Below are 21,882 nucleotides of genomic sequence, written 5' to 3'. Positions count from 1 at the left end.
TAACGGCTGGATGCAAGCGGTCGGGCCCCTCGGCCTTGGGGGGCGGCTCTCTCCTGGCTCTCTCCTGGCCCCGGGGCCTGCCCTGCGGGGCCTGGCCGGGGGCCACCGCCGCTCCCCGCACGGCTGCCCTCCGGCGGACCGCCGGGGTCGTCCTGGCCCGCCGCTTCGCGCCGGATCTTTCCCACCCACCCACCCGATCACCCTGCATCCGCAGTGCTCGGGCGGGCGGGGGAACGCGGCGCGAGGCGACGGAGGCGGGGGTGCCCCGGGTCCGCTGATGTGATGCCGGGCGCTCGGGTGGGTGGGTGGGAGACACCCGGCGCGGAGCGGCGGGTCAGGGTGTCGCAAGGGCCGAGGAGACGCGGCGCGAGGCTACGGGGGGGCGGGGGTGCCCCGGGTCCGCTGATGTGATGCCGGGCGCTCGGGTGGGTGGGTGGGAGACACCCGGCGCGGAGCCGCGGGTCAGGGTGTTGGAGGGGCCGAGGTCTCCGTGTCCTGGGGCTTGGCGTCTGCGTCGTCGCCGTTTGTGGCCGCCCAGGTGCCGATGCCCGCTGCCGCCACCAGGACCGCTCCCGCCACGCCCAGCGTGATCCTGCGACGGCGGGCGGACGAGCGGTGGCGGGCCGAGCCGGGGCGGGCCGCGCCGGACGCCCGGGGGGCGCGGGCGGTGCCTCGGGCGCCCCCGGCGAGCTCGTCCGGGCCCGGGACGCGCATGGAGGTGTGGGTGTCGCGGTTCGAGTCGGGGGATGAGCCGGGGACCAGGGGGACCGCGCCGCGGCGGGGCGTGCCCGCGGCCGGCTCCGGTGCCGGTTCCTCCTCCGCCTCTTCCGGCAGCGGCTCCGTGTCCGGCTCGTCCACGTCCAGCGGCGGCATCCCCGCCACCAGGGACTGCAGCTCCCGCAGCCGCGCCGCGAGCTCCGATGCGCGCAGCCGGGACGCCGGGGCCTTCGCCAGGCACTGGACCATCAGCTGCCAGAGCTCGTCCGGGATGCCGGGGAGGGGAACGACCGTTTCTGTCACGTGGCGGCGCAGGACCGCTCCGGGGTGGCCGCCCCCGAACGGCGTGAAGCCCGCGAGGAGCTCGTACAGGACCGTCGCGAGGGCGTAGATGTCGACCGCCGCGCGCGGGGGCAGGCCCTCGATGATCTCGGGGGCGAGGTAGTCCGGCGTACCGATGATCTTCGTCGCGCGGGTCCTGCGCGGGGAGTCGATCAGTTTGGCGACGCCGAAGTCCGTGAGCAGTGCGGGGTGTGAGCCGCCGGGGCCCAGCGGGCCCTGCATGTCGAGCAGGACGTTCTCCGGCTTGACGTCACGGTGCACGATGCCCGCCGCGTGTGCCGCGGCGAGGCCGTCCGCCACGTCCGCCACGATCGCCACCGCCGCCTCGGGGGCCAGGCGGCGCTCACGGTCGAGGCGGGTGCGCAGGTCGGTGCCCCGGACGAGGTCCATGACGAGGGCGAGGTCGTTCCCGTCGACCACCAGGTCGTGGACGCCCACCACGCGCGCGTGGTCGAGGCTGAGCAGGGCCGTGCGCTCCTGGACGAAGCGGCCGACCAGCTCCTGGTCGGACGCCAGGTCCTCGCGCAGCAGCTTGATGGCGACGGGACCCTCGGGTCCTTCGCCGAGCCACACCGTGCCGGCGCTGCCCCGACCAAGGATCTGGTGGGCGGTGTACCGGCTGCCGATCTTGCGTGCCAAGACTGCTCCTACGGATGCGTGTTGGCGACAAAACTACGCGGCCTCGACGCCAACCTTCACTCCAGGAGCAGAAATCACCCCGCAGGTGTCGACAAATCCCCAGAGTGGGGAGGGGATTCGCCCACCGCTGACCACCGGACGGCTAGTTGCCGCCCACTTTGCCCATCCAGCCGGAGACCGTGTCGTACCAGTCCGTCAGCTGTTCCCAGTAGCCCTTCGTCGTGCCGATCCACTCCTGGAGCGGGCTCAGCTCCCAGACGAGCCAGCTCGCCACGAAGAGGATGATGAGCGTGAAGAGGCATCCCTTGAGACAGCCGAGACCCGGGATCTTCATCCGGTTCGGGTTCGAGCTCCGCTGCCTGGGCTCGCGCGGCGGACGTCCCGCGGGCGGCTGCTGGGGCGGCGGTGCCTGCTGGGGCTGCGGCGCGTACTGCTGACGCTGCTGGGGCTGCTGCTGCGGGGCGTACTGCTGCCCGCGCTGCTGCTGGGGCGCGTACTGCTGGGGGCGCTGCTGCGGCTGCGGCTGCTGCACCTGGCGCTGGGGGCGACGGCGGCGCAGCGGGTCCTGGCTGGGGTCCAGGTACGACTGGACCTGCGTCTGGTCGTTGCGGTCGCGCGCGGCCCGCATCTGGTTCTGCCAGGGGTGCGGGTCGTTCGGGTCGGCGCCCGGCTGGTTCGGCGGCACCGGCGGCATGACGGCCGTCGGGTCGGCGGCGCCGTGGCTGCCCGAGGGGAGCACCGACGTGGGGTCGGCGTCCCCGGAGCCGGTGTTCCGCATGACGCTCGTCGCCGCGTTCGGGTCGTACGAACCGGCGTTGTGCGGGAGCGCCTGGGTGGGATCGGCGGCTCCGGCCGTCCCCGGCACCATGGCGGGGTCCGGGTCCGGCATCAGGAGGGCGCCCACACCCTCGGCCGCGGCGATCTGCGCGCTGGACGCGTGCACGCCCACGCCGTCCGCGACGGCCCGCAGGCCGCGTGCGAGGTTCTCGGCGCTGGGGCGGTGGTCGGGGTTCTTGCTGAGGCAGCGTTCGATGACCGTCCACAGCGGGTCCGGGACCGTGGAGGGGCGGCGCGGTTCGGCGCTCAGGTGCTGGTGCAGGACCTCGAGGGCCGAGCCGCCGCCGAACGGCGGACGGCCGGTGACGAGCTCGTACAGGAGGATGCCCGCGCCGTAGATGTCGACCGCGCTGGTCTGCGGGCGGCCCTCGGCGGACTCGGGCGCCACGTACGCGGGCGTGCCGACGAACTCGTGGGTGCGGGTCAGGCCCGGGGAGTCGGCAAGCCGGGCGATGCCGAAGTCGGTGAGCATCGGGTGCATCGCGCCGTCGGGGTCCTGCTTGAGCAGGACGTTCGCGGGCTTCAGGTCCCGGTGCACGACGCCGTCCGCGTGGCTCGCGGCGAGGGCGTCGGCGATCTGGGCGGTCATGAGGGCCGCCGCGACCGGCGTCATGGGGCCGTTCTCGCGGAGGTAGCGGTGCAGGTCGGGGCCCTCCACCAGGTCCATGACGAGGGCAAGGAGCTCGCCCTCGACGACCAGGTCACGGGTCCGCACGATGTTCGGGTGCGTGAGCCTGAGCAGGACGGACCGCTCGCGGAGGAACCGCATCACGATGTCCGCGTCGTTGGCGAGCTCTTCCTTCAGGACCTTGATCGCGACGGTCTCGCCGGGCTGGCCGGGTACGGCCGCCTCGGCACCCGCGGTCTCACGCTGGCGGGCTCGCCAGACGGTGCCCGTGGCGCCGCGCCCGAGCGGCTCCTCGAGCAGGTACTTGCTGCCTACCGGCCGCACGTCATGCTCCCTGCTGATCTGCTGATCTCGCTGGTGTGTCCGGACCCGGCTTCCCGCCGGAAGATGTTCCGACCCACTCTAGTGCCGCCGAACGGGGCACCGGCCGGTCACATTCCACGCCGGCCGCCGGGTGATCCGGATGGCTGTTCGGTGGGAAGACGCCCCCTGCGGGCCGTTGGTTGCCGGATGGCGTCGAATTGACCTTCGTCACGAAGGGATGACCCACGATCGCATCGGTCCAAGCAGGCACTTTTCCGAGCAGAGCCGACCAATCAAGATCACTTACGGGTGGCCGCCGGGCGTGTTGTCAGTGGCAGGTGCGAGGATGCTTCTCTGTTACTGGCCGACGTGGCCGTGTGCGGTGGGGGGAATCACAGCGCGAGTCCCCGTGCCCGGCGGCAAGGGCAGAAGGGACCGCTGACGGCGATGCAGATCCGGCTGACCGTCCTCGGGCCGCGCAGCGGCCAGACCGCCGAGCCCCATGGCCGCCTCGCCGCGCCGCGCGGCGCCTGTGACGTGCTGGTCACCGCCCCCGCGGGGACCGCTCTGGCCACCGTCGCCTCCGGTCTCGCCGCCGTCGTCGCGGGCGGCGAAGGACCCGTCGTCCTGTACGCGGAGTCGGAGCGCCTGGACGCCCAGCGCTGCACCCTCGGGGAGCCCCCGCTGATAGACGGGGCAGTGCTCTCCCTCGGCTCGCCCGCGGAGCCCGGACCCGAACTCGCCGGAGCGGCCGCCCAGTTGCACGTGGTCGCGGGCCCCGACGCGGGCGGCGTGCACCTCCTGCACGGCGGCCAGATCCGCGTGGGCCGCTCGGCGGACGCGGACGTCCCGCTGGACGACCCGGACGTCTCCCGGCTGCACTGCGCGGTGACGCTCACCCCGGACGGCCAGGTCACCGTCACGGACCTGGGGTCGACGAACGGCACGACGGTGGACGGCCACGAGATCACCGACCGCCCGGTGCGCCTGACCCCCGGCTCCCTGCTGCGGCTCGGCGAGTCCGCGCTGCGGTTCACCGCCGGGGACGGCACGGGCGGCGCGCTGCCGACGGCTCCGGACGGCGAGGGACACGTGCGCGTGCGGGTCACCGCGAGCGCCGACACTCCCCTCGACGCGCCCCCGGAAGCGGGCCGCGCGCCCTCGGACGGCACCCATCACGCGTACGGCTCGGCGGGCTGGGGCGCCGCGGGCGAAGTCGACCAAGGCAGTCACAGCGGGACCCACGGCACGTTCGGCCAGGCGTCCCCCACCGATGCGCCGCATGTGCCGCACGTGCCGCAGCAGGGCGGCGCCCCGGACGCCGAGTACACCCGCGTCGGCACCCCCTTGCGCGGGACGCCCGTGCCGCGCACCCTCCGCAAGCGGGGCGGTCTCTCGGCCTGGGCCCGTCGGCTGACGGGCGCCCGCGACGACGAGTACGGCCCCGCGGGCCACGAGGACGAGTCGTACGGGACCGGGAGCGACGCCCCCTTCCCCGAACCGACGGCCCCCACCCCGGAGGACCTCGCGGTGGCCGCCGCCGCGCGGACCCCGGAGTCCTGGCCCGACCCCGCGGCCCTGCTGCTCACGGCGCTCGGCCCCGGCCCCCGGCTCTGGGAGCGCGGGCCCGGCCACCCCGAGGCCCTCGCGGTCCGGCTCGGCACGGTGGACCGCGCGACCCCCGACGAGCGCGGCCTGCTGCCCGCCGTCCCCGTGACGGTCAGCCTGCGGGAGGCGGGCGCGCTCGGCCTCGCGGGCCCGCGCGAGCGGCTCACGGGCCTCACCCGTGCCGTCGTCGCCCAGCTCGCCGCGCTGCACTCCCCCGACGCCCTGGAGATCGTGCTGCTCAGCACGGACCGGGCCCGGCCCACGCCGGAGCGCACCGCCGAGTGGTCCTGGCTCGGCTGGCTCCCGCACCTGCGGCCCCTGCACGGCCAGGACTGCCGCCTCCTCCTCGCCTACGACCGCGAGCAGGCGGCCGCACGCACCGGAGAGCTGCTGCGGCGCCTGGACGACCACGTGGCGGACCAGGCGTCCGCTGCCGACGACGACAGCGCCGTTGCGAGCGCCCCGGACGCGAGGCCCCGCACCGTAGTCGTGGTGGACGGCGACCCCGGGTCGGCCGGGCTGCGCGAAGCCGTGGTGCGGCTGACGCGGGAAGGGGCCGGGGCCGGCATCCATGTCGTCTGCCTGGCGGAGACCCCCGCCGCGTCACCCGCCTCCCCGGTGACGGCCACGTACGAGGCCGCGTGCTCCGTGTCGCCCGCCTTTCGCGCCTGCGGTGCCGTCGCGCTGCTCAGCGGTGACGTGGCCACCGCGCTGCGGCTGCTGCGGACCGTGGACGGCCGCATCGCGGGGCACGGCACGGTCGCCGCGGTGGACGCGGTGTCGCAGGCCTGGGCCGAGCGCTTCGCCCGCGCCCTCGCGCCTTTCCGCACGGACGGGGCGCCCGGCGACGGCCACGCGCGCGTGTCCGCTCCTCTGCCCCAAATGGCGCGCCTCCTGGACGAGTTGGGGCTCGCCAGGGCCACTCCCGCGTCCCTGATGGCGCGGTGGGCCGCGGCCGCCGACGACGCCGAGGCGCTGGGCGGGCGGGCCTGGGCGGTGCTCGGCGCGGGCCCGCGCGGCCCCGTGGTCATGGACCTCGCCGCCGAGGGACCGCACGTCCTGGCCGAGGGCCCTTCGGGCAGCGGGCGTACGGAACTGCTGCGTTCCCTGGCCGCCTCGCTGGCCGCGGCCGAGCGCCCTGACCGTCTCGGCATGGTCCTGATCGACGGACGCGACACCACGGGAAGCGGCGGCAGCGGCACGAACGGCGGGAACATCCGGCTGGTCGAAGGCCTCGCGGTCTGTACGGACCTGCCGCACGTCACGACGCACCTCGCCGCCAACGACCCGGTCCGGATGCGGGAGTTCGCCCAGTCGCTGACCGCCGAGCTGAAGCGGCGCGCCGAGCTTCTGGGGCGGCTCGGGTTCGCCGAGTGGCACGCGCAGACACCTCAGGCCGGTGTGTCCGGCGGGAGCGGCGTCAGCGTGGGAAGCGGGGGCGGTGGCGGCGGCGGCGATCTGGACACTCCGCCGAGTTCCACGATGCGGCTGCGGCCCGTCGCCGCCCGCAAGGGGATCGAGCCGGGGCCTCCTCTGCCCCGGCTCGTCGTGCTCGTCGACGACTTCGACGCGCTGCTCTCCCCCGCGCTCGGGTCCCCGGGGCGGCCCGCCGCGGGCTCCGTCGTGCGGGCGCTCGAAGCCGTGGCACGGGACGGGGAGCGGCTCGGGGTGCACCTGGTCGCCACCACCGCGCGCAGCGAGCGGATGCCGGAGACGGAGCTGGGGCGGCGGGCGACGCTGCGGATCGTCCTTGACGCGGTCACCCCGGGGCCGGAGGAACCGGCCCCGGGCCGGGGCGAGTTGCGTACGGCCGACGGCCGGGTGAGCCCCTTCCAGGCGGGGCGGGTCACGGGACGCATTCCGCGTACGTCCACGGTGCGGCCCACGGTCGTCCCGCTGGAGTGGGAGCGGATGGGTGATCCCCCGGCCCGGCGCCCGGTGCGTGAACTGGGCAACGGACCGACGGACTTGGCGCTCCTGGCCAGCGCGCTGGAGCGGGCCGCCCGCTCTGTCGCCGCGGATCAGGTGCCCTCTCTCCTTTAGGGCCCTACACCTCGTGACGGGACGTCACAACGCCATCACGATCAGCTGGTTGACACTGTTTGCGCTCTTGCCGCCCCTCCCCGCGCGGGCGTAGACAGACCGCACGGGACTCGCCATGGCAGAGAAACGGGGCAGTGATGCGCAGCACTCTTCGAACACGCAGGGCACCGCACCACCGGCGTACCACCGCCAAATTCGCCGCGGCCTTCGTCGCGGGCGCGCTCGCGCTCACCGTCACCGCGTGCGGCGGCGACGGCGACGACGACGGGGACAAGGGCGACAAGGGCGGCGGCAAGGAGAGCGCAGCCGCGGTGAAACTGCCCAAGCTGGACGGGCAGACCGTCTCCGTGGCCGCCGTGTGGGGCGGCTCCGAGCGGAAGGTCTTCCTCAAGGTTCTCGACGAGTTCGAGAAGCGGACCGGGGCCGAGGTCACCTTCGTGCCGGCGCAGGACCCCATCATCAGCTTCCTGGAGTCGAAGGTGGCGGGCGGGCAGCCGCCGGACGTCGCGATGCTTCCGCAGGTCGGCGCGATCGAGCAGGCCGTGGAGAACAAGTGGGCCAAGCCGGTCGGGCCCGAGGCGCAGAAGCAGCTCGACTCGAACTACGACCAGGGCTGGCAGGATCTCGGGGCCGTCGACGACAAGCAGTACGGCGTGTACTTCAAGGCCGCCAACAAGTCCCTGGTCTGGTACAACACCGAGGTCTTCGACAACGCGGGCGCCAAGGAGGCGAAGACCTGGGACGACTTCATGAAGACGGCCCAGACCGTGTACGACTCCGGGGTGCCGCCGATATCGGTCGCGGGCGCCGACGGCTGGACCCTCACCGACTGGTTCGAGAACATCTACCTCTCGCAGGCGGGTCCGGAGAAGTACGACGACCTCGCCGAGCACGAGATCAAGTGGACGGACCCCTCCGTGAAGGAGGCGCTGACCACGCTCGGGGAGCTCTTCGGCAAGAAGGGCTTCGTCGCGGGCGGCGCGAACGGCGCGCTGCAGACCGAGTTCCCCGCCTCCGTGAAGCAGACGTTCACCGGCGGCGACCAGCCCAAGGCGGGCATGGTCTTCGAGGGCGACATGGTCTCGCTGCCGATCTCGGAGACGAAGGCCAAGGTCGGCACGGACGCCAAGGTGTTCCCGTTCCCTGCGGTCGGCGACGGTGAGTCCCCCGCGGTCGTCGGCGGTGACGCCGCCGTGGCGCTGAAGGACAGCAAGGGCGCCCAGGCGCTGCTGACCTTCCTCGCCTCGCCGGACTCGGCCAAGATCTGGGCCGAGGCGGGCGGCTTCGTCTCGCCGAACAAGAAGCTCGACCTGGCGGCGTACCCGAACGACGTGCAGCGGGGCATCGCCAAGGCACTGATCGCCGCGGGCGACGACATCCGCTACGACATGTCCGACCAGGCCCCGCAGGCCTTCGGCGGCACGCCGGGCAAGGGCGAGTGGAAGGCGCTGCAGGACTTCCTGAAGAACCCCAAGGACGTCGCGGGCACCCAGAAGGCGCTGGAGACGGCCGCCGCCGCGGCCTACAAGGACTGACGCGGTGGCGTCCGCGAACGCCGGGGGCACGCCGAGTGCGGCGCTGCCCCCGGCCCCCGAGCCGCGCAAGAGTGTGACGGGCACGCGCAAGGGCGTGGCGGTGCTGTTCCTGGCACCGGCGCTCGTGCTGCTCGGCGCGCTCGTCCTCTACCCCATCGGGTACTCGGTCTTCCGGAGCTTCTTCGACAAGTCGGGCGACTTCACGGCGTTCGGCAACTACAAGACGCTGTTCACGGACGACACCATCCTGACCGCGATCAAGAACAACGCGATCTGGGTGGTCGTCGCCCCGACCCTCGCGACCGGGCTCGGCCTGATCTTCGCCGTGCTCACCGAACGGATCCGCTGGGGAACGGCGTTCAAGCTGGTCATCTTCATGCCGATGGCGATCTCGATGCTCGCGGCCGGCATCATCTTCCGGCTCGTGTACGAGTCGGACCCGGACCGGGGTGTCGCCAACGCCGTGATGGTGGGGGTGCACGACACGTTCGCCGAGTCGTCCGCCTTCCCGCAGGCGCATCCCAGTACGCAGTCGCCGCTGAAGTCGGCGAGCGGCGGCGCGTTCATCACGCGCAAGCCGGTCAGCGCGGGCACCGCGGTGGTGCTCCCGCTGACGGGTGTCGCGCCGGACAACATGCCGGGGGACGCCAAGTCCGCCGCGGCCGCGAAGCCGGACCCCGACAAGGTCACCGGGACGGCCTGGCAGGACTTCACGCGCGGCAAGGGCAGGGGCGAGATCAACGCCCCGGACAAGGCCGAGTTCGGCTATCCCGGGATCAAGATCGAGGCCGTCAAGGACGGCAAGGTGGTGGCGTCCACCGAGGCCGCGGCGGACGGCACCTTCGCGCTCCCCAAGGAGGCGGACGGGGCGCAACTCCGCTTCCCCGCGTCGAACTTCCGCGAGCCGTACAACGGCGTGGACTGGCTGGGCCCCTCCCTCATCACGCCCGCGGTGATCGGCTCGTACCTGTGGATCTGGGTGGGCTTCGCGATGGTCCTGATCGCGGCGGGTCTCGCCAGCGTGCCGCGTGAACTCCTGGAGGCCGCCCGCGTGGACGGTGCCAACGAGTGGCAGGTGTTCCGCAGGATCACGGTGCCGATCCTCGCGCCGGTGCTCGCGGTGGTGGCGGTCACGCTCATGATCAACGTACTGAAGATCTTCGACCTGATCTTCATCATCGCGCCGAACTCCTCGAAGGACGACGCGAACGTCCTGGCGCTCCAGCTCTACAACTCCGCGTTCCTCGACGAGGATTCGGGGGTGGCGAGCGCGATCGCCGTGCTGCTCTTCCTCCTCGTGATCCCGGTGATGCTCTTCAACGTGCGGCGACTTCGGCGGGAGGCTCGGCGATGACCACCCAAGTCGAAGTGGTGAAGGCGAAGCAGTCGGTGGGCGGGCGGATCGTCTCCGTCCTGAGCGGCACCGCCGTACGCGTCTTCCTCGTCGTCGTCGCGCTGTTCTGGCTGGTGCCGACGATCGGTCTGCTGCTCGGTTCGCTGCGCACGTCGGCCGACATGGCGGAGAGCGGCTGGTGGAAGGTCTTCAGCACGCCGTCGCAGATGACGCTGGACAACTACACGACCCTCCTCAAGGACGAGACGATCACCGACTCGATCCTGTCCAGCATCATGATCACCGTTCCGGCGACGCTGCTCGTCGTGATCATCGGGTCCCTCGCCGGATACGCCTTCGCGTGGATGGAGTTCCCGGGCCGCGACTGGTGGTTCCTCGGTGTGGTCGGGCTGCTCGTGGTGCCGGTGCAGGTGGCGCTGCTCCCGGTGTCGAAGATCTTCGGCGCGATCGGGATCTTCGAGTCGACGGTCGGCGTGGTCATCTTCCACGTGGCCTTCGGCCTGCCGTTCGCGATCTTCCTGCTGCGGAACTTCTTCGCGGAGATCCCCCGCGAACTCCTGGAGGCCGCACGCCTGGACGGAGCCGGTGAACTGCGGCTCTTCTTCCGGGTGGTGATGCCGCTGGGCGCGCCGGCGATCGCCTCGCTCGGCATCTTCCAGTTCCTCTGGGTCTGGAACGACATGCTGATCGCGCTGATCTTCGCCGACTCCAAGAGCCCGCCGATCACGGTCGCGCTGCAGCAACAGGTGCGGTCCTTCGGCGACAACGTGCAGATCCTGGCCCCGGGCGCGTTCATCTCGATGGTGATCCCGCTGGCTGTCTTCTTCGCGTTCCAGCGGCAGTTCGTGTCCGGTGTGATGGCGGGTGCGGTGAAGTAACCGGCCACCCGGCGACACAGGCACGTGCGTTCGACGAGTGAGGCGGGCCCGGCACCGGGTCCCCCTCACTCGCGTCCATCCCCCGTATGCCATATACGGCGTAACCCGACCGGACGTCCGGGCGTTTTCGGGCAGTATGCCCGCGTCGACCCATGGATGTGCCTTGCCCCGGTTCAGTGTCATCGTGCCCGTGTACAAGGTGCAGGCCTATCTGCACGCATGCCTGGAGTCCGTACTCGGGCAATCGTTCACGGATCTTGAGCTGATCGTGGTCGACGACGCCTCCCCCGACGCGTGCGGCGCCCTCATCGACGAGTGCGCGGCCCGCGACACCCGGGTCAAGGCCGTCCACCTCAAGGAGAACGTCGGCCTCGGCCGGGCCCGCAACGCCGGCATGGAGCGCGCCGGCGGCGACTACCTGATCTTCCTCGACAGCGACGACACCCTCACCCCGGACTCCCTGCACGCGATCTCCGACCGCCTCAAGGAGACGGACGAACCCGACGTCCTGCTCTACGACTACGCGCGCGTCTTCTGGTCGGGCGAGGCCGTGCGCAACCAGTTCGCGAACCTCCTCAAGGAGGAGGGCCGGGCCCCGTTCCGGCTGGTCGACCGGCCCGGCCTGCTGCGCCTCCTGATGGTCGCCTGGAACAAGGCCTACCGCCGCGAGTTCATCGAACGCGAGGCCCTCGCTTTCCCGCCCGGACTCTACGAGGACACGCCCTGGACCTATCCGGTCCTGATGAAGGCGGACACGATCGCCACCCTCGACCGTGTCTGCGTGCACTATCTGCAGCGCCGCAGGGGCAGCATCCTGCGCACCACGACGCGCAGGCACTTCGAGATCTTCGACCAGTACGAGCGGGTCTTCGCGTTCCTCGACGCGCACCCGGAGCTCTCCGCGGCCTGGCGGCCCCTCCTCTTCCGGCGGATGATCGACCACTACTCGACGGTCTTCACCAAGCACGACCGGCTGCCGCGCGGCAGCCGCGCCGCGTTCCTGCGCAGGGCCCGCACCCACTACCGCCGCTACCGCGTCCCCGGCGCCCGCCCACGCGCCAGCACCCGGGTGCGGCACGGCCTGGTGCGCCTGGGCACACACCGCACCTACCGGACCCTGTGGACGGCACTGCGGGTCAGATCGCGGGCCAAGCGGTACGCGGCGACCGCCCGGCGCCGCGCCAAGGGCGCCGTGCTGCAACTGCACTACCGCGTCCAGCTGCGCCTGCCGCTGCGCGCCGACCGGGCGGTCTTCTCCTCGTACTGGGGCCGCGGCTACGGCTGCAACCCCGGCGCCCTGGAGGCCGCGCTGCGCGAGCACGCCCCGCACGTGCGCACCGCGTGGATCGCGGACCCGGCCCACCACCACACCCTGCCGACGGCCACCCGCAGGCTGCGCCCCGGCACGGCCGCGTACTGGAGTGCCCTCGCGCGCTCCAAGTACCTCGTCAACAACGTCAACTTCGACCGCAGGCTCGTCAAGCGGCCCGGCCAGATCATGATCCAGACCCAGCACGGCACACCCCTGAAGCTGATGGGCCTGGACCTCCAGGACCGGCCGGCCGCCGCCCGTGACATGGACTTCGGCGCCCTCCTGCGCAACGCCGACAAATGGGACTACGTCCTGTCGTCGAACCGCCACTCCACGCTGGTCTGGGAGCGCGTCTACCCCGCCTCGTTCACCACGCTCGAGTACGGCTACCCGCGCAACGACATCTACCAGCGGGCGAGCTCCGCCGACGTGGCCCGCCTGCGCGAGTCCCTCGGCATCCCGCACGGCGCCGTCGCGATCCTCTACGCGCCCACCCTGCGCGACTACCGCCACTCCCAGCTGCGCTCCCTCGACCTGGAGCGGCTGCTGCACGGTCTCGGCCCGCGCTTCGTCGTCCTGACCCGCGCCCACCACTCGTACGGGGAGCCCCTGGCCCCCTCGTCGGACCGCCTGATCGACGTGTCGGACCACCCCAGCGTCGAGTCGCTCTGCCTGGCGTCCGACGCCCTGGTCACGGACTACTCGTCGCTGATGTTCGACTACGTCAACCTCGACCGCCCGGTCGTCCTGCACGCCACCGACTGGGAGGCGTACGAGGCGGCCCGCGGCACCTACTTCGACGTGCGCGAGTTCCCGCCCGGCGCCATCGCCCGCAGCGAGGACGAACTCATCGACATCTTCGCCACCGGCCACTGGCGCGGCTCGCGCTCGGCGCAACTGCGCGCCGCCTTCCGAAACCGCTTCTGCGTGTACGACGACGGGCGAGCCGCTGAACGAGTCGTGAGGCATGTGGTGCTCGGTGAGACTGGGGGTCTACCGTCGGTGGCACCCCTGGCGGACCGGCATCCGGCGCCGGCCGCGGGGATGGCCGACGAGCCGCTGCCGCGGGCCGACACCCGTCCCGCTCCGCGCTTCTGACCCCCCGCACCGTCCTCCTCCCCCCATCCCCGGGACCAGACATGCCGCTCGGGACGTTCGTGACGCAGGGGGCGCCCCTCACCGCTCCAGAAGCTCGAAAAGTGCTTCCCAGCGTTCGAGCACCCGCGCCTCGGAGAACCGCTGCACGTTCAGCCGCGCCCGCTCCCCCATCGCGTCCCGCAGCCGTGGGTTGCCGGTGAGGCGCAGGAGGCGGTCGGCGAGGGCCTCGATGTCACCGGCGGGGGCGAGCAGGCCGTCCTCGCCGTGGCGCACGATCTCGCGGACGCCGGGTGCGCAGTCGAAGGCCGCGCACGGCACCGCGCTGGCCATCGCCTCCATCAGGGCCAGCGGGAAACCCTCGCCGCGGGACGACTGCACGAAGAGGGAGCTCTCGGCGAGCACACCGGGCACGTCGCTGGTGCGGCCACGCCACTCCACCGATCCGTCCAGGCCCAGGCGCGTGCACTGCCGCCTGAGGTCGGCCTCGTCCGCTCCGGCGCCGTAGATCCGCAGCGTCCAGTCGGGGCGCTGCGGGGCCACGAGCGCCCAGGTGTCGACGAGCATGTCGACGCCCTTCTGGTCGGCGAGCCTGCCGATGCTGCAGACCACCTTGCCCTCGCGCTGTGAGGGCACTTCGGGGAGGCGGGCCAGGGCGTTGGGCATCGCGCCGACGTTGTGCATGCCGTCGGTGATCCAGTCGTCGGCGTCCTCCTGGGTGAGCGCGAGCCAGCGGTCCACCGAGGGGTAGCTGCGCTTGACCGCGCGGTAGCGGTGGCAGGCGCGGGTGTAGGCGTACGACTCGTGGCTCATGCCGATGATGCGCAGGCCCGCGGTGTCCGCCTCCCTGATCCACTCCATCGGCCAGACCTGCGTGACGATGGCGACCGCGCCGGGGCGCGCGGCACGGAAGAGCTCCGAGAGCCGGTCGACGGTGCGGCGCTTGGCGGCGACCCGAGCAGCCTCGCGACGGCGCGCCACCACGTTGAGGCGGCCGAGGCCGCGCGCCGGGCGCGGGCTCGCGGGATGCTCGGCGTAGAGGCTGGTCACGGGGTAGCCGCGGTCGTCCGGGAGGGCCAGTTTCAGCTCGGCCTCGTGGACGCCGATGACGTGCACCCGGTGGCCGTTGCGCTGGAAGAGCCCGGCCATCTGGTGGGCCCACGCGGTGACGCCGCCGAGTTCGTCGACGGTGTTCGCCACGAGGAAGAGATCGCGGCTCTTCGTCGGGGCCACGATCCTCTTGGTCGCGATCGTCGTGGTCATGCCCCGCCCCTCTGCTCCGTGTCCCCTGCCTGCACCCCTGATCGCGCCCCGAAGAGGGCGTCCACCACGTCGGCCGCGGCCGACCCCTTGTCGTACGCGCCGAACCGCGCGGCGAACGCCCGCCGGGGCCCGGCCCACGCGCCGTCGGCCTGTTTCAGCGTGGCGAGCACGCGCAGCAGCTCGTCCTCCGTCTCCACGACGGGCCCGCCCGCGTCGTCCCGCAGCGCGAAGTAGCTGCCGCGCTCGGCCGCGTACGCGTCGAGGTCCGGCGCGAAGTGCACCATCGGCCGGTCGAGGAGCGCGAAGTCGAACATGATCGACGAGTAGTCGGTCACCAGGACGTCGGCGAGGCAGAGCAGCTCGGTCGTGTCGTGGTGCGCCGAGACGTCGATGACGGTGCCCGGCGGGCAGAGGGGCAGCTCGGCCGCCTCGGAGTAGTGGGCGCGCACCAGGAGGACGTGGGTGTCGCCGAAGCGGTCGGCGAACCTGCGTACGTCGAGGGGCAGTTGGACCGGCGTGTTGTTCTTGGGCAGCCCGCGGAACGTCGGCGCGTACAGGACCACCGTCTTGTGGTCGGGGATGCCCAGGTCGCCGGCCACGGACGGCCGGGGGAAGCGGCCCGAGGCCTCGTCGCGTGCGCGCGCGGCGACCAGGCGGTCGTTGCGCGGGTATCCGCAGCGCAGCAGCCGGTCCTCGGGGATGCCGTACGCGCGGGCGAGGGTGTGCACGTCGTGTTCGGAGCGCACCAGGAAGTGGTCGAAGCGGTCCACGGCCTGGCGCAGACGGTCGCGCTGCGGGGCGTTCTGCGTCTTCAGGCGTGCCTCGTCGAAGCCCATGCGCTTGTACGCGGAGCCGTGCCAGGTCTGGAGATACGTGGTGTGGCGCGGCTTGTCCAGGGCGTGCGGGAAGCCCTGGTTGTCGATCCAGAACTCGGCGCGGGCCAGGGCCCACAGATACCGCCAGGACCAACGGCGCACCAGGCGGGCGGAGTCGGGGTAGCCGTCGGCCGAGGTGGCGTACGCCCAGGTGCAGCGCAGCCGCAGCCCCCGGTCGACGATCTCCTGGTGGATCGCGCGCGGGCTGTCGCCGTAGCACCTGCCCATGTGGCTCTCGAAGACGACCGAGCCCTTGCTGACGGGGAGGCGCCGCAGCACCCGGCGGTAGACGCGCAGCTTGACCCCCTTGCCGTGGAGCCCGTCCCACCGCTTGCGCAGGGCGCGCAGCCGCAGCCGGAGTTTGCGCGCGGGCCGGAAGTGGGTGGCGTAGTGCAGTGCCGCGCGCAGCGTGCGGGCGGCACGGTGGCGGGGCATGAGGCGCAGCTCCACATTGTTCGCGCCGGTGACGGTGACGCCTTGGCTCTGCCCCACGGTCTCCGGTTCGGCGACGAGTTCGGTGGTCATGTCCTGTCCGCCGGCCGCGAGATGGAGCCGCGGCTCCCAGGTGCGGTCGCCGGCGCCGAGGTCCCGCAGCCGGGCGGTGAGGACCACCGTGGCGCGCCAGAGGACCGCGCCGCCGTCGTAGTGCACCTCGTCCACGGGTACGCGAAAGCCCCGCCGTCCCGCGCCCTGGACCCGCACGTCGAGCCGGGCGGTGAGCGGCGGCCGGTCGGGCAGCAGAGCGCCGGGCAGTACGACCCGGCCTTCGAGGACCGCCTTGCCCGCCTCGACGTCGCACCTGGTGAGGCGGTTCAGGAGACGCACCTCGCCCACCTCCTGGTGCTGATGGCCGAGTTCACTGACGTCGAGCACCTCACGCACGCGGGGGTCGTCGAGCCCGTCCGCGCGCCAGTAGACCTTCCCCTCCCGCTCGGTCAGCTCCGAGACGACGGTGCCGGGCCTGGCGAGCGCGTACGCCGCCGCGAGGACACCATCCGTGTCGCCGTCCGCGAGCAGCCGTACGCACACCCGCTCCACGGGGGCGAGGGCGTCCAGGGCGCGCAGGTCGACGCGGCCCCGGAGGTGCGGGGCGGTCCCGTCGGTGGCGCGGCGCCGTTCCTCGGCGGTGAGCTGGGGGAACGTACGGGCGCAGGGCAGCACTTGGTCGACGAGGAAGGACCGCTCGCGCTGGTCGGCCAGGTCGAGGCGGCCCAGGCTCACCAGGAGTCCGGCGACGCGGGCGTTGGCGGTGGCGAGCGCCGGGGTCTCGCGGGCGGGGGCGGGCGGTGCGCGGTGGGTGGTGATCAGGTTCGGCACGAGGGTGAGGGTGCGGGCGCCGAGGGCGGCCTCGACGCCGAAGAGGACCTCGCTGTGGTCGAGGTCCCGCGCGTACCGGAGACGCAGCCGGTCGAGGACGTCGCGGCGGACGCAGAATCCGGTGATCAGCGAGTCCCTCGCGACGAGTTCGGGGGCGTCGGAGAGGTTCTCGATGCTCCTTGTCCTGGCGTGCAGTCGCGCCTGCCAGTCCGGCCCGCGCTCCTTCTTGCCGCTGCCCGTGAGCCGCGTCCAGCGTCCCGCCACCAGGTCGGCCCCGGTGGAGCGCGCGGCGTCGAAGAGGTTGCGGCAGGCGTGCTGTTCCAGGACTTCGCCGTCGCCGAGCACGATGACGTAGCGCCCGCGTGCCGCGTCGAGCCCGAGGTTCCGCGCGACGGCGACCGGCAGCTCACCGTCGGTACTCACGAGGCGTACCCGGTGCGGCTGGTCGGCGGCGAGCTCCCGCGCCGCGTCACGCGCGGGGCCGTCGGCGCCGGGGTCGACGACGACCGCCTCGACGTTGCCCATCGTCTGGTCGAGCACGGACCCCACCGACTGCCGCAGCGCCTCGGCGTCCGTTCCGGCGACCACGACGCAGCTGACGTCGTGCAGGTCGGGCGTGCTCATGCGCGGCCTCCTTCGAGCATGGCGTCCACCACTCCCGCCGCCGCGTTCCCGTCGTCCAGGTCGCAGAAGACCTCGCGGAACCTGTCGTACTTGTCGGCGTACGCGGCGGTGGCGGCCCGCGGGTCGCGCAGCGCGGCGATCACCTCGTCGCTCGTGGCGAGCAGCGGGCCCGGCGCCTGCGCCTCGAAGTCGAAGTAGAAGCCGCGCAGGGTGTCGCGGTAGTGGTCGAGGTCGTGGGTGTGGAAGAGCATCGGGCGCCCGGTCTGCGCGAAGTCGAACATCAGGGACGAGTAGTCCGTGACCAGGACGTCGCTGATCAGGAGCAGTTCGCTGACGTCGGGGTGGCGCGTGACGTCGCGGACGAAGTCCGAGCCGGGGACGGTGCCGCCGACGAGGTAGTGCCTGCGGACCAGGAGCACCGTGTCGTCGCCGACGGCGCGTTCGGCGGCCTCGAAATCCAGCTGGAGGTCCAGGGCGTAGCGTCCTGCCTGCTTGGGCTGGTTCTCGCGCCAGGTGGGCGCGTAGAGGACGACGCGTCTGTCCTCGGGGATGCCGAGCCGTTCGCGCACGGAGGCCGCGACCTTCGCGCGGTCGGCGGCGTGCAGCAGGTCGTTGCGCGGATAGCCGCGTTCCAGGACCTCGCCGGTGTAGCCGAAGGCGCCGCGCAGGAGAGGCGTCGAGAAGCGGTTGGGGGAGACCAGCAGGCTCCACTGGTCGGCGCGTCCCGGCAGGGTCGCCATGTAGGCGCGGTCCGCGGAGGCGTGGCCCGCGACGTCGCGGCCGATGCGCTTGAGCGGGGTGCCGTGCCAGGTCTGTACGACGTACTGGCCCTCGGCGCGCTCGAACCATTCGGGCAGCTGGGTGTTGGTCACGATGTACCGGCAGCGGGCGAGGGCCTCGTGCCACTCGGCGCTCCACAGAGTGAGCGGCATGGCGCTCTCGGGGAGCGCCACCTGCTGGTCGCGGACCACCCACAGGTGTTCCAGCTCCGCGCCTCGTGCGACCAGTTCCTCGTGCACGGCGCGGGGCGAGTCGGAGTACTGCCGTCCGTCGAAGCTGCAGTACAGGACGGCGTCGCGCAGGGGCCCGCCGCGCCGGGCCGCGTACTCCTCGCGCAGTCTGCGCTGGCGCGGGCCGCCCCGGTCGGCCACGGACAGCGCGGAGCCCGAGCGCAGGTGGAGGCCGTCGTGGGCGTGGCGCTTCAGGCTGATCTCACGGCCGGACCTGGTACGCGTGAGGGGCAGTTCGCGGCCCTTGCCCGGGGCCACGCACACGGCGGTGTACTGCTCGGGGTCGCCCTCGCCCGGCGCACGCAGGAAGAGGTTCCAGCGTCCTTCGGAGAGCGGCAGGGTCCCTCCGGGTCCTGGCACGGCCTCGGGCCGCAGCGCCGCCGTGAACCGCCCGCCCTCGATCCGCACCGGCACCACGGCCTCGTCGCCGTGGCCGCCGTGCACGAGGACCAGCTCCGCGGCGCGGGCCTGTGCGTCGGGGTGACTGCCCTCGACGATCAGCTCGTCGTCCCAGGTCACGGTGTCGGCGAGCGGCCGCTCGGTCTGGTCGCGCAGCTCCAGGTTGCCCGACGCGTTGGCGAGGACGAGGAGTTCACGTCCCGGAAGGAGTGCGTACCGCCCGGCCGGCACGTCGGGGCAGGCGGCGAGCGGTGTCCGGTCGCCGCCTTCGCGGATTACCGAGACGCCCCACGGGTCGGCCTTGCGCGGTTCGCCGGTGCGCTCGTCCTCCGCGGCGTGGAAGAGGCCGAGCGGCACGTCGGCGCTGAAGTCGCGGCCGGTGGCCAGGGCGGGGACGTCGTGCCTCTCCTTGGTGGCCCAGTTCTCCACCCGCAGGGCGTCGACGCCCCGCGTCTCCCCCGGGGCGAGCCGCCCGTGCAGCCGGATCGTGCCGCCGCAGCCCTCGTGGGTGACGAGCCGCGCGGCCACCCGCTCCGTGCGCAGCCTCAGCCGCCCCTTGCTGAGGGTGACGGCGACTCGCAGGAACTCCTCCAGATAACGCACGGGAAGCCGTGGCGGGCTGCTCGTCCTGACCGGCCCGGTGCGGGGCAGGAGCGCGCTGACCACGCCCATCTCCAGTTTCCAGGTGGTGCTGCGGCGCTTGGTGACGGTCCTGCGGGGGTCGATGACCGTCTCGAACCCCGACCGGTCGTAGCTGTGCAGGCCCTGTTTGGAGCGGTACGTCGCCTCGCGCGCCCGCACCGTGCGCAGCTTGAGCGGCAGGACGCGCCGCCGCCCGGCCCGCAGCCAGGCGACCCGGGCGCGCGCCCCGACCCGTCCCGCGGGCAGGTTGGGGATGTAGGCGTAGCCCTTGAGCCGCAGCCTGCCCTGTTCGTCCCAGGCGACGTGCGTGAGCTGCGCGGAGAGCGGCAGGTCGGAGCGTTTCAGGGCGACGGTCTCGCGCGGCAGCCCTCTGATCCCGGGGTACTCGGCCCGGCGCCCGCGCAGGCCGCGGACCTGGAAGGCGTCGGGGTTGGCCTTCTCGTGTGCCATGAAGGCGAGCAGGTCGGTGACGCGGCGCGCGCGGATGAGCTGCCAGCGCACGCGCAGGGCGAGCGGAAGCGCGGCCAGGACCGCGGGGTCGACGGTGTCGGCGAAGGCGTTGGCCTGCTCCATGAAGACGTCGTGGTACGTGGCGTCGCCGTGCGGCAGGGCCTCCATGAAGAGCCACAGGTCCCCGGACAGGACCGTCGTGTCATAGCGCCGCTTGGCCTCCGCGAGGACCTCGCCCTGCGGTGTGCCCGCCGTCTCGGCGGCCTTCGACGCGAGGAAGCCACTGGCCTCGAGGACGGCGGCGACGCGGTCGCGGACGGCGCGGGGCTTGGCGCGGCGGGTGGTGATGGAGCCGTCGCGGTCGCGCCAGAGGTAGACGGGCTCCTTCAGTACGTCGACGGATTCGGCGAGGAAGTGGGCGGGGATCATCACCGGGGTGTCCTCGAAGAGGACGCCCTCCGGGAAGGTGAGGGCGTGGCGGTCCCAGAAGTCCCTGCGGAAGACCTTGTTGCAGGCGATGCGGTCGCCGAGCAGCTCCCAGTCGCGGGTGACGTGCGTGCCGCTGCGCTCGCTCCCCATCATCTTGCGGAACATCGGCGACTGCTCGCTGCGGTCGCCGGAGCGCAGCCGGTGGACGTTGCCGGTGACGAAGTCGGAGCCCGACTTCGCGAGTGCCGCCAGCATCCGCTCGTACGCGTCCCGCGGGACGACGTCGTCGCTGTCGACGAACGTCAGATACGTGCCCCGTGCCTCGCGCACCCCCGTGTTGCGGGCCGCCCCGAGCCCGGCGTTCTCCTGCTCGACGAGACGGAATCTGGCGTCCGCTGCGGCGAACTCGCGGGCGATGCGCGGGCTCCCGTCGGTCGACCCGTCGTTGACCATGACGACCTCGATGTCCGGCATGGTCTGCTCCGCCAGCGACCGCAGGCAGGGGGCGAGAAATTCCTCGACGTTGTAGACGGGGACGACGACGGCGAGTCGGGGTGTCATGCGCTGCGCACATTCCTTCCGGGGAGCTGACGGGCACGGCCGCGTGTCCTGCCGAGGGCCACTCGGATAACCACCACCGCCCTTCCGGGTCACCCGCACAGAGCCATTCGAGTGATCTCGCGAGAGGGCCCGGCACCCGGTGGCCGAGGCCGCCGGGCACGGGGCCCGCTCAGGTGCCGCAGCCCGGTCAGGGCTTCACGGCGATGCGTCCTTCGTCCATGCGCAGGAGCAGCAGCCGCTCCCCGGTCTTGTCCATGAACTCGTCGACCGCCTGGCGCGAGCCCTGCCAGTAGCCGTAGTCGTCGATGAGCAGGACGCCGCCGCTCACCAACCGGGAGTACAGGTGCTCCAGTTCGTGCTTCGTGGAGGCGTACCAGTCGGTGTCCAGGCGCAGGATCGAGATCTGCTCGGGTGCCTCGCGCGGGACGGTCTCCTCGACCATTCCCTTGACGTAGTGCACGCGCTCCTTGGGGTAGGGCACCTTCTCGAAGCCGGACTTGACGTCGTCCAGGGAGGCGACCGCCCAGATCGGGCGGTCCTTGCCCTGGAGCTTGAGCAGTTCCTCGGCGGACTTGCCGTCGAGGCGCAGGTCCTCCTCGGTGGGCGGGGTCATGCCCTCGAAGGTGTCGAAGAGGTACAGGTCGCGCTCGGTGTCACCGGCGGCGAGCAGGGCCTTGGCGCAGGCCTGCATCGAACCTCCGCGCCACACACCGCACTCGACGATGCCGCCGGGGATGTCGTGCCGCACGACGTGCCGGGTCGCCAGGATGAAGGCGTTCAGCCGTTCGGGAGAGGTCATCGTGTACGGCTTCACCGCACGGATGATCTCCTTCGCCTCTTCGTCGTAGTCGGCGGGGAGGTTCAGGGCCTTCGGCTTCGGCTTCGGTGCCGGGGCGGGCTTCGGCGCCGGGGCGGCCGCCGCTCGCTGGGCCGGCACCGGCCTGCGTGTCAGCTGATATCCGGTCAGTTGCTTCAGTGCGCCGTTCACAGCGCGTCGCCATGCCATGGGAGCGGACAGTAC

General features: G+C 72.6%; 11 protein-coding genes. 5 read left to right on the top strand and 6 right to left on the bottom strand.

Features of this window, described 5'->3' with window-relative positions; genetic code table 11:
• Nucleotides 1-462: 462 nt before the first annotated feature.
• Both AB0M70_RS04750 and AB0M70_RS04745 read right to left on the bottom strand, forming a co-directional pair.
• Nucleotides 463-1,698 carry a serine/threonine-protein kinase gene (locus AB0M70_RS04750; RefSeq protein WP_365816403.1) on the bottom strand — a complete coding sequence of 412 codons (1,236 nt, stop codon included), beginning with the start codon at nucleotides 1,696-1,698 and terminating at the stop codon, nucleotides 463-465.
• A 142-nt stretch (nucleotides 1,699-1,840) separates the two neighbouring features.
• A complete protein-coding gene (locus AB0M70_RS04745; protein WP_365816401.1) occupies nucleotides 1,841-3,487 on the bottom strand; it encodes a serine/threonine-protein kinase in 1,647 nt (548 codons plus the stop codon).
• A 426-nt stretch (nucleotides 3,488-3,913) separates the two neighbouring features.
• Here AB0M70_RS04745 and AB0M70_RS04740 point away from each other — a divergent pair, with 426 nt between their 5' ends.
• From AB0M70_RS04740 to AB0M70_RS04720, 5 genes are all read left to right on the top strand, one after another.
• A complete protein-coding gene (locus tag AB0M70_RS04740) occupies nucleotides 3,914-7,117 on the top strand; it encodes an FHA domain-containing protein (protein WP_365816399.1) in 3,204 nt (1,067 codons plus the stop codon).
• A gap of 137 nt (nucleotides 7,118-7,254) precedes the next feature.
• A complete protein-coding gene (locus AB0M70_RS04735) occupies nucleotides 7,255-8,652 on the top strand; it encodes an ABC transporter substrate-binding protein (RefSeq protein WP_365816397.1) in 1,398 nt (465 codons plus the stop codon).
• A 73-nt stretch (nucleotides 8,653-8,725) separates the two neighbouring features.
• Nucleotides 8,726-10,006 (top strand): sugar ABC transporter permease, encoded by a 1,281-nt coding sequence (locus AB0M70_RS04730; RefSeq protein ID WP_365817530.1) that lies wholly within the window; start codon nucleotides 8,726-8,728, stop codon nucleotides 10,004-10,006.
• Nucleotides 10,003-10,884 (top strand): carbohydrate ABC transporter permease, encoded by an 882-nt coding sequence (locus tag AB0M70_RS04725; RefSeq protein WP_365816395.1) that lies wholly within the window; start codon nucleotides 10,003-10,005, stop codon nucleotides 10,882-10,884. The genes AB0M70_RS04730 and AB0M70_RS04725 overlap by 4 nt, the downstream gene beginning before the upstream one ends.
• Before the next feature lie 163 nt (nucleotides 10,885-11,047).
• Nucleotides 11,048-13,294: a bifunctional glycosyltransferase family 2 protein/CDP-glycerol:glycerophosphate glycerophosphotransferase gene (locus tag AB0M70_RS04720; protein WP_365816393.1), complete on the top strand. Its 2,247-nt coding sequence runs from the start codon at nucleotides 11,048-11,050 to the stop codon at nucleotides 13,292-13,294.
• 78 nt (nucleotides 13,295-13,372) lie between these two features.
• On the opposite strand, the gene AB0M70_RS04715 is transcribed toward AB0M70_RS04720, so the two are convergent.
• The 4 genes from AB0M70_RS04715 to AB0M70_RS04700 all read right to left on the bottom strand — a co-directional run bounded on the left by AB0M70_RS04715 (nucleotide 13,373) and on the right by AB0M70_RS04700 (nucleotide 21,867).
• Complete coding sequence (locus AB0M70_RS04715; RefSeq protein ID WP_365816392.1) at nucleotides 13,373-14,554, bottom strand: glycosyltransferase; 1,182 nt, start codon at nucleotides 14,552-14,554, stop codon at nucleotides 13,373-13,375.
• Nucleotides 14,551-17,370, bottom strand: coding sequence for a CDP-glycerol glycerophosphotransferase family protein (locus tag AB0M70_RS04710; protein WP_365816390.1), 2,820 nt, complete (start codon nucleotides 17,368-17,370; stop codon nucleotides 14,551-14,553). Before AB0M70_RS04710 ends, AB0M70_RS04715 begins: the two co-directional genes overlap by 4 nt.
• Complete coding sequence (locus tag AB0M70_RS04705) at nucleotides 17,367-20,861, bottom strand: CDP-glycerol glycerophosphotransferase family protein (protein ID WP_365816388.1); 3,495 nt, start codon at nucleotides 20,859-20,861, stop codon at nucleotides 17,367-17,369. The genes AB0M70_RS04710 and AB0M70_RS04705 overlap by 4 nt, the downstream gene beginning before the upstream one ends.
• Before the next feature lie 187 nt (nucleotides 20,862-21,048).
• Entirely contained in the window at nucleotides 21,049-21,867 is an 819-nt protein-coding gene (locus AB0M70_RS04700; protein WP_365816386.1) for a TylF/MycF/NovP-related O-methyltransferase, read from the bottom strand.
• Nucleotides 21,868-21,882 lie beyond the last annotated feature (15 nt).

It is taken from the genome of Streptomyces sp. NPDC051214, from assembly GCF_040682375.1.
In the GTDB taxonomy this organism is placed as follows: domain Bacteria; phylum Actinomycetota; class Actinomycetes; order Streptomycetales; family Streptomycetaceae; genus Streptomyces.
Note: the sequence above shows the minus strand (reverse complement) of the source record. Positions and strands in the feature narration are given on the sequence as shown.

Excerpts from the sequence above, each read along its gene's own strand:
- AB0M70_RS04725 (WP_365816395.1), top strand. The coding sequence starts at position 10,003 with ATGACCACCCAAGTCGAAGTGGTGAAGGCGAAGCAGTCGGTGGGCGGG.
- AB0M70_RS04710 (WP_365816390.1), bottom strand. The coding sequence starts at position 17,370 with ATGAGCACGCCCGACCTGCACGACGTCAGCTGCGTCGTGGTCGCCGGA.
- AB0M70_RS04715 (WP_365816392.1), bottom strand. The coding sequence starts at position 14,554 with ATGACCACGACGATCGCGACCAAGAGGATCGTGGCCCCGACGAAGAGC.
- AB0M70_RS04740 (WP_365816399.1), top strand. The coding sequence starts at position 3,914 with ATGCAGATCCGGCTGACCGTCCTCGGGCCGCGCAGCGGCCAGACCGCC.
- AB0M70_RS04700 (WP_365816386.1), bottom strand. The coding sequence starts at position 21,867 with ATGGCATGGCGACGCGCTGTGAACGGCGCACTGAAGCAACTGACCGGA.
- AB0M70_RS04735 (WP_365816397.1), top strand. The coding sequence starts at position 7,255 with ATGCGCAGCACTCTTCGAACACGCAGGGCACCGCACCACCGGCGTACC.
- AB0M70_RS04705 (WP_365816388.1), bottom strand. The coding sequence starts at position 20,861 with ATGACACCCCGACTCGCCGTCGTCGTCCCCGTCTACAACGTCGAGGAA.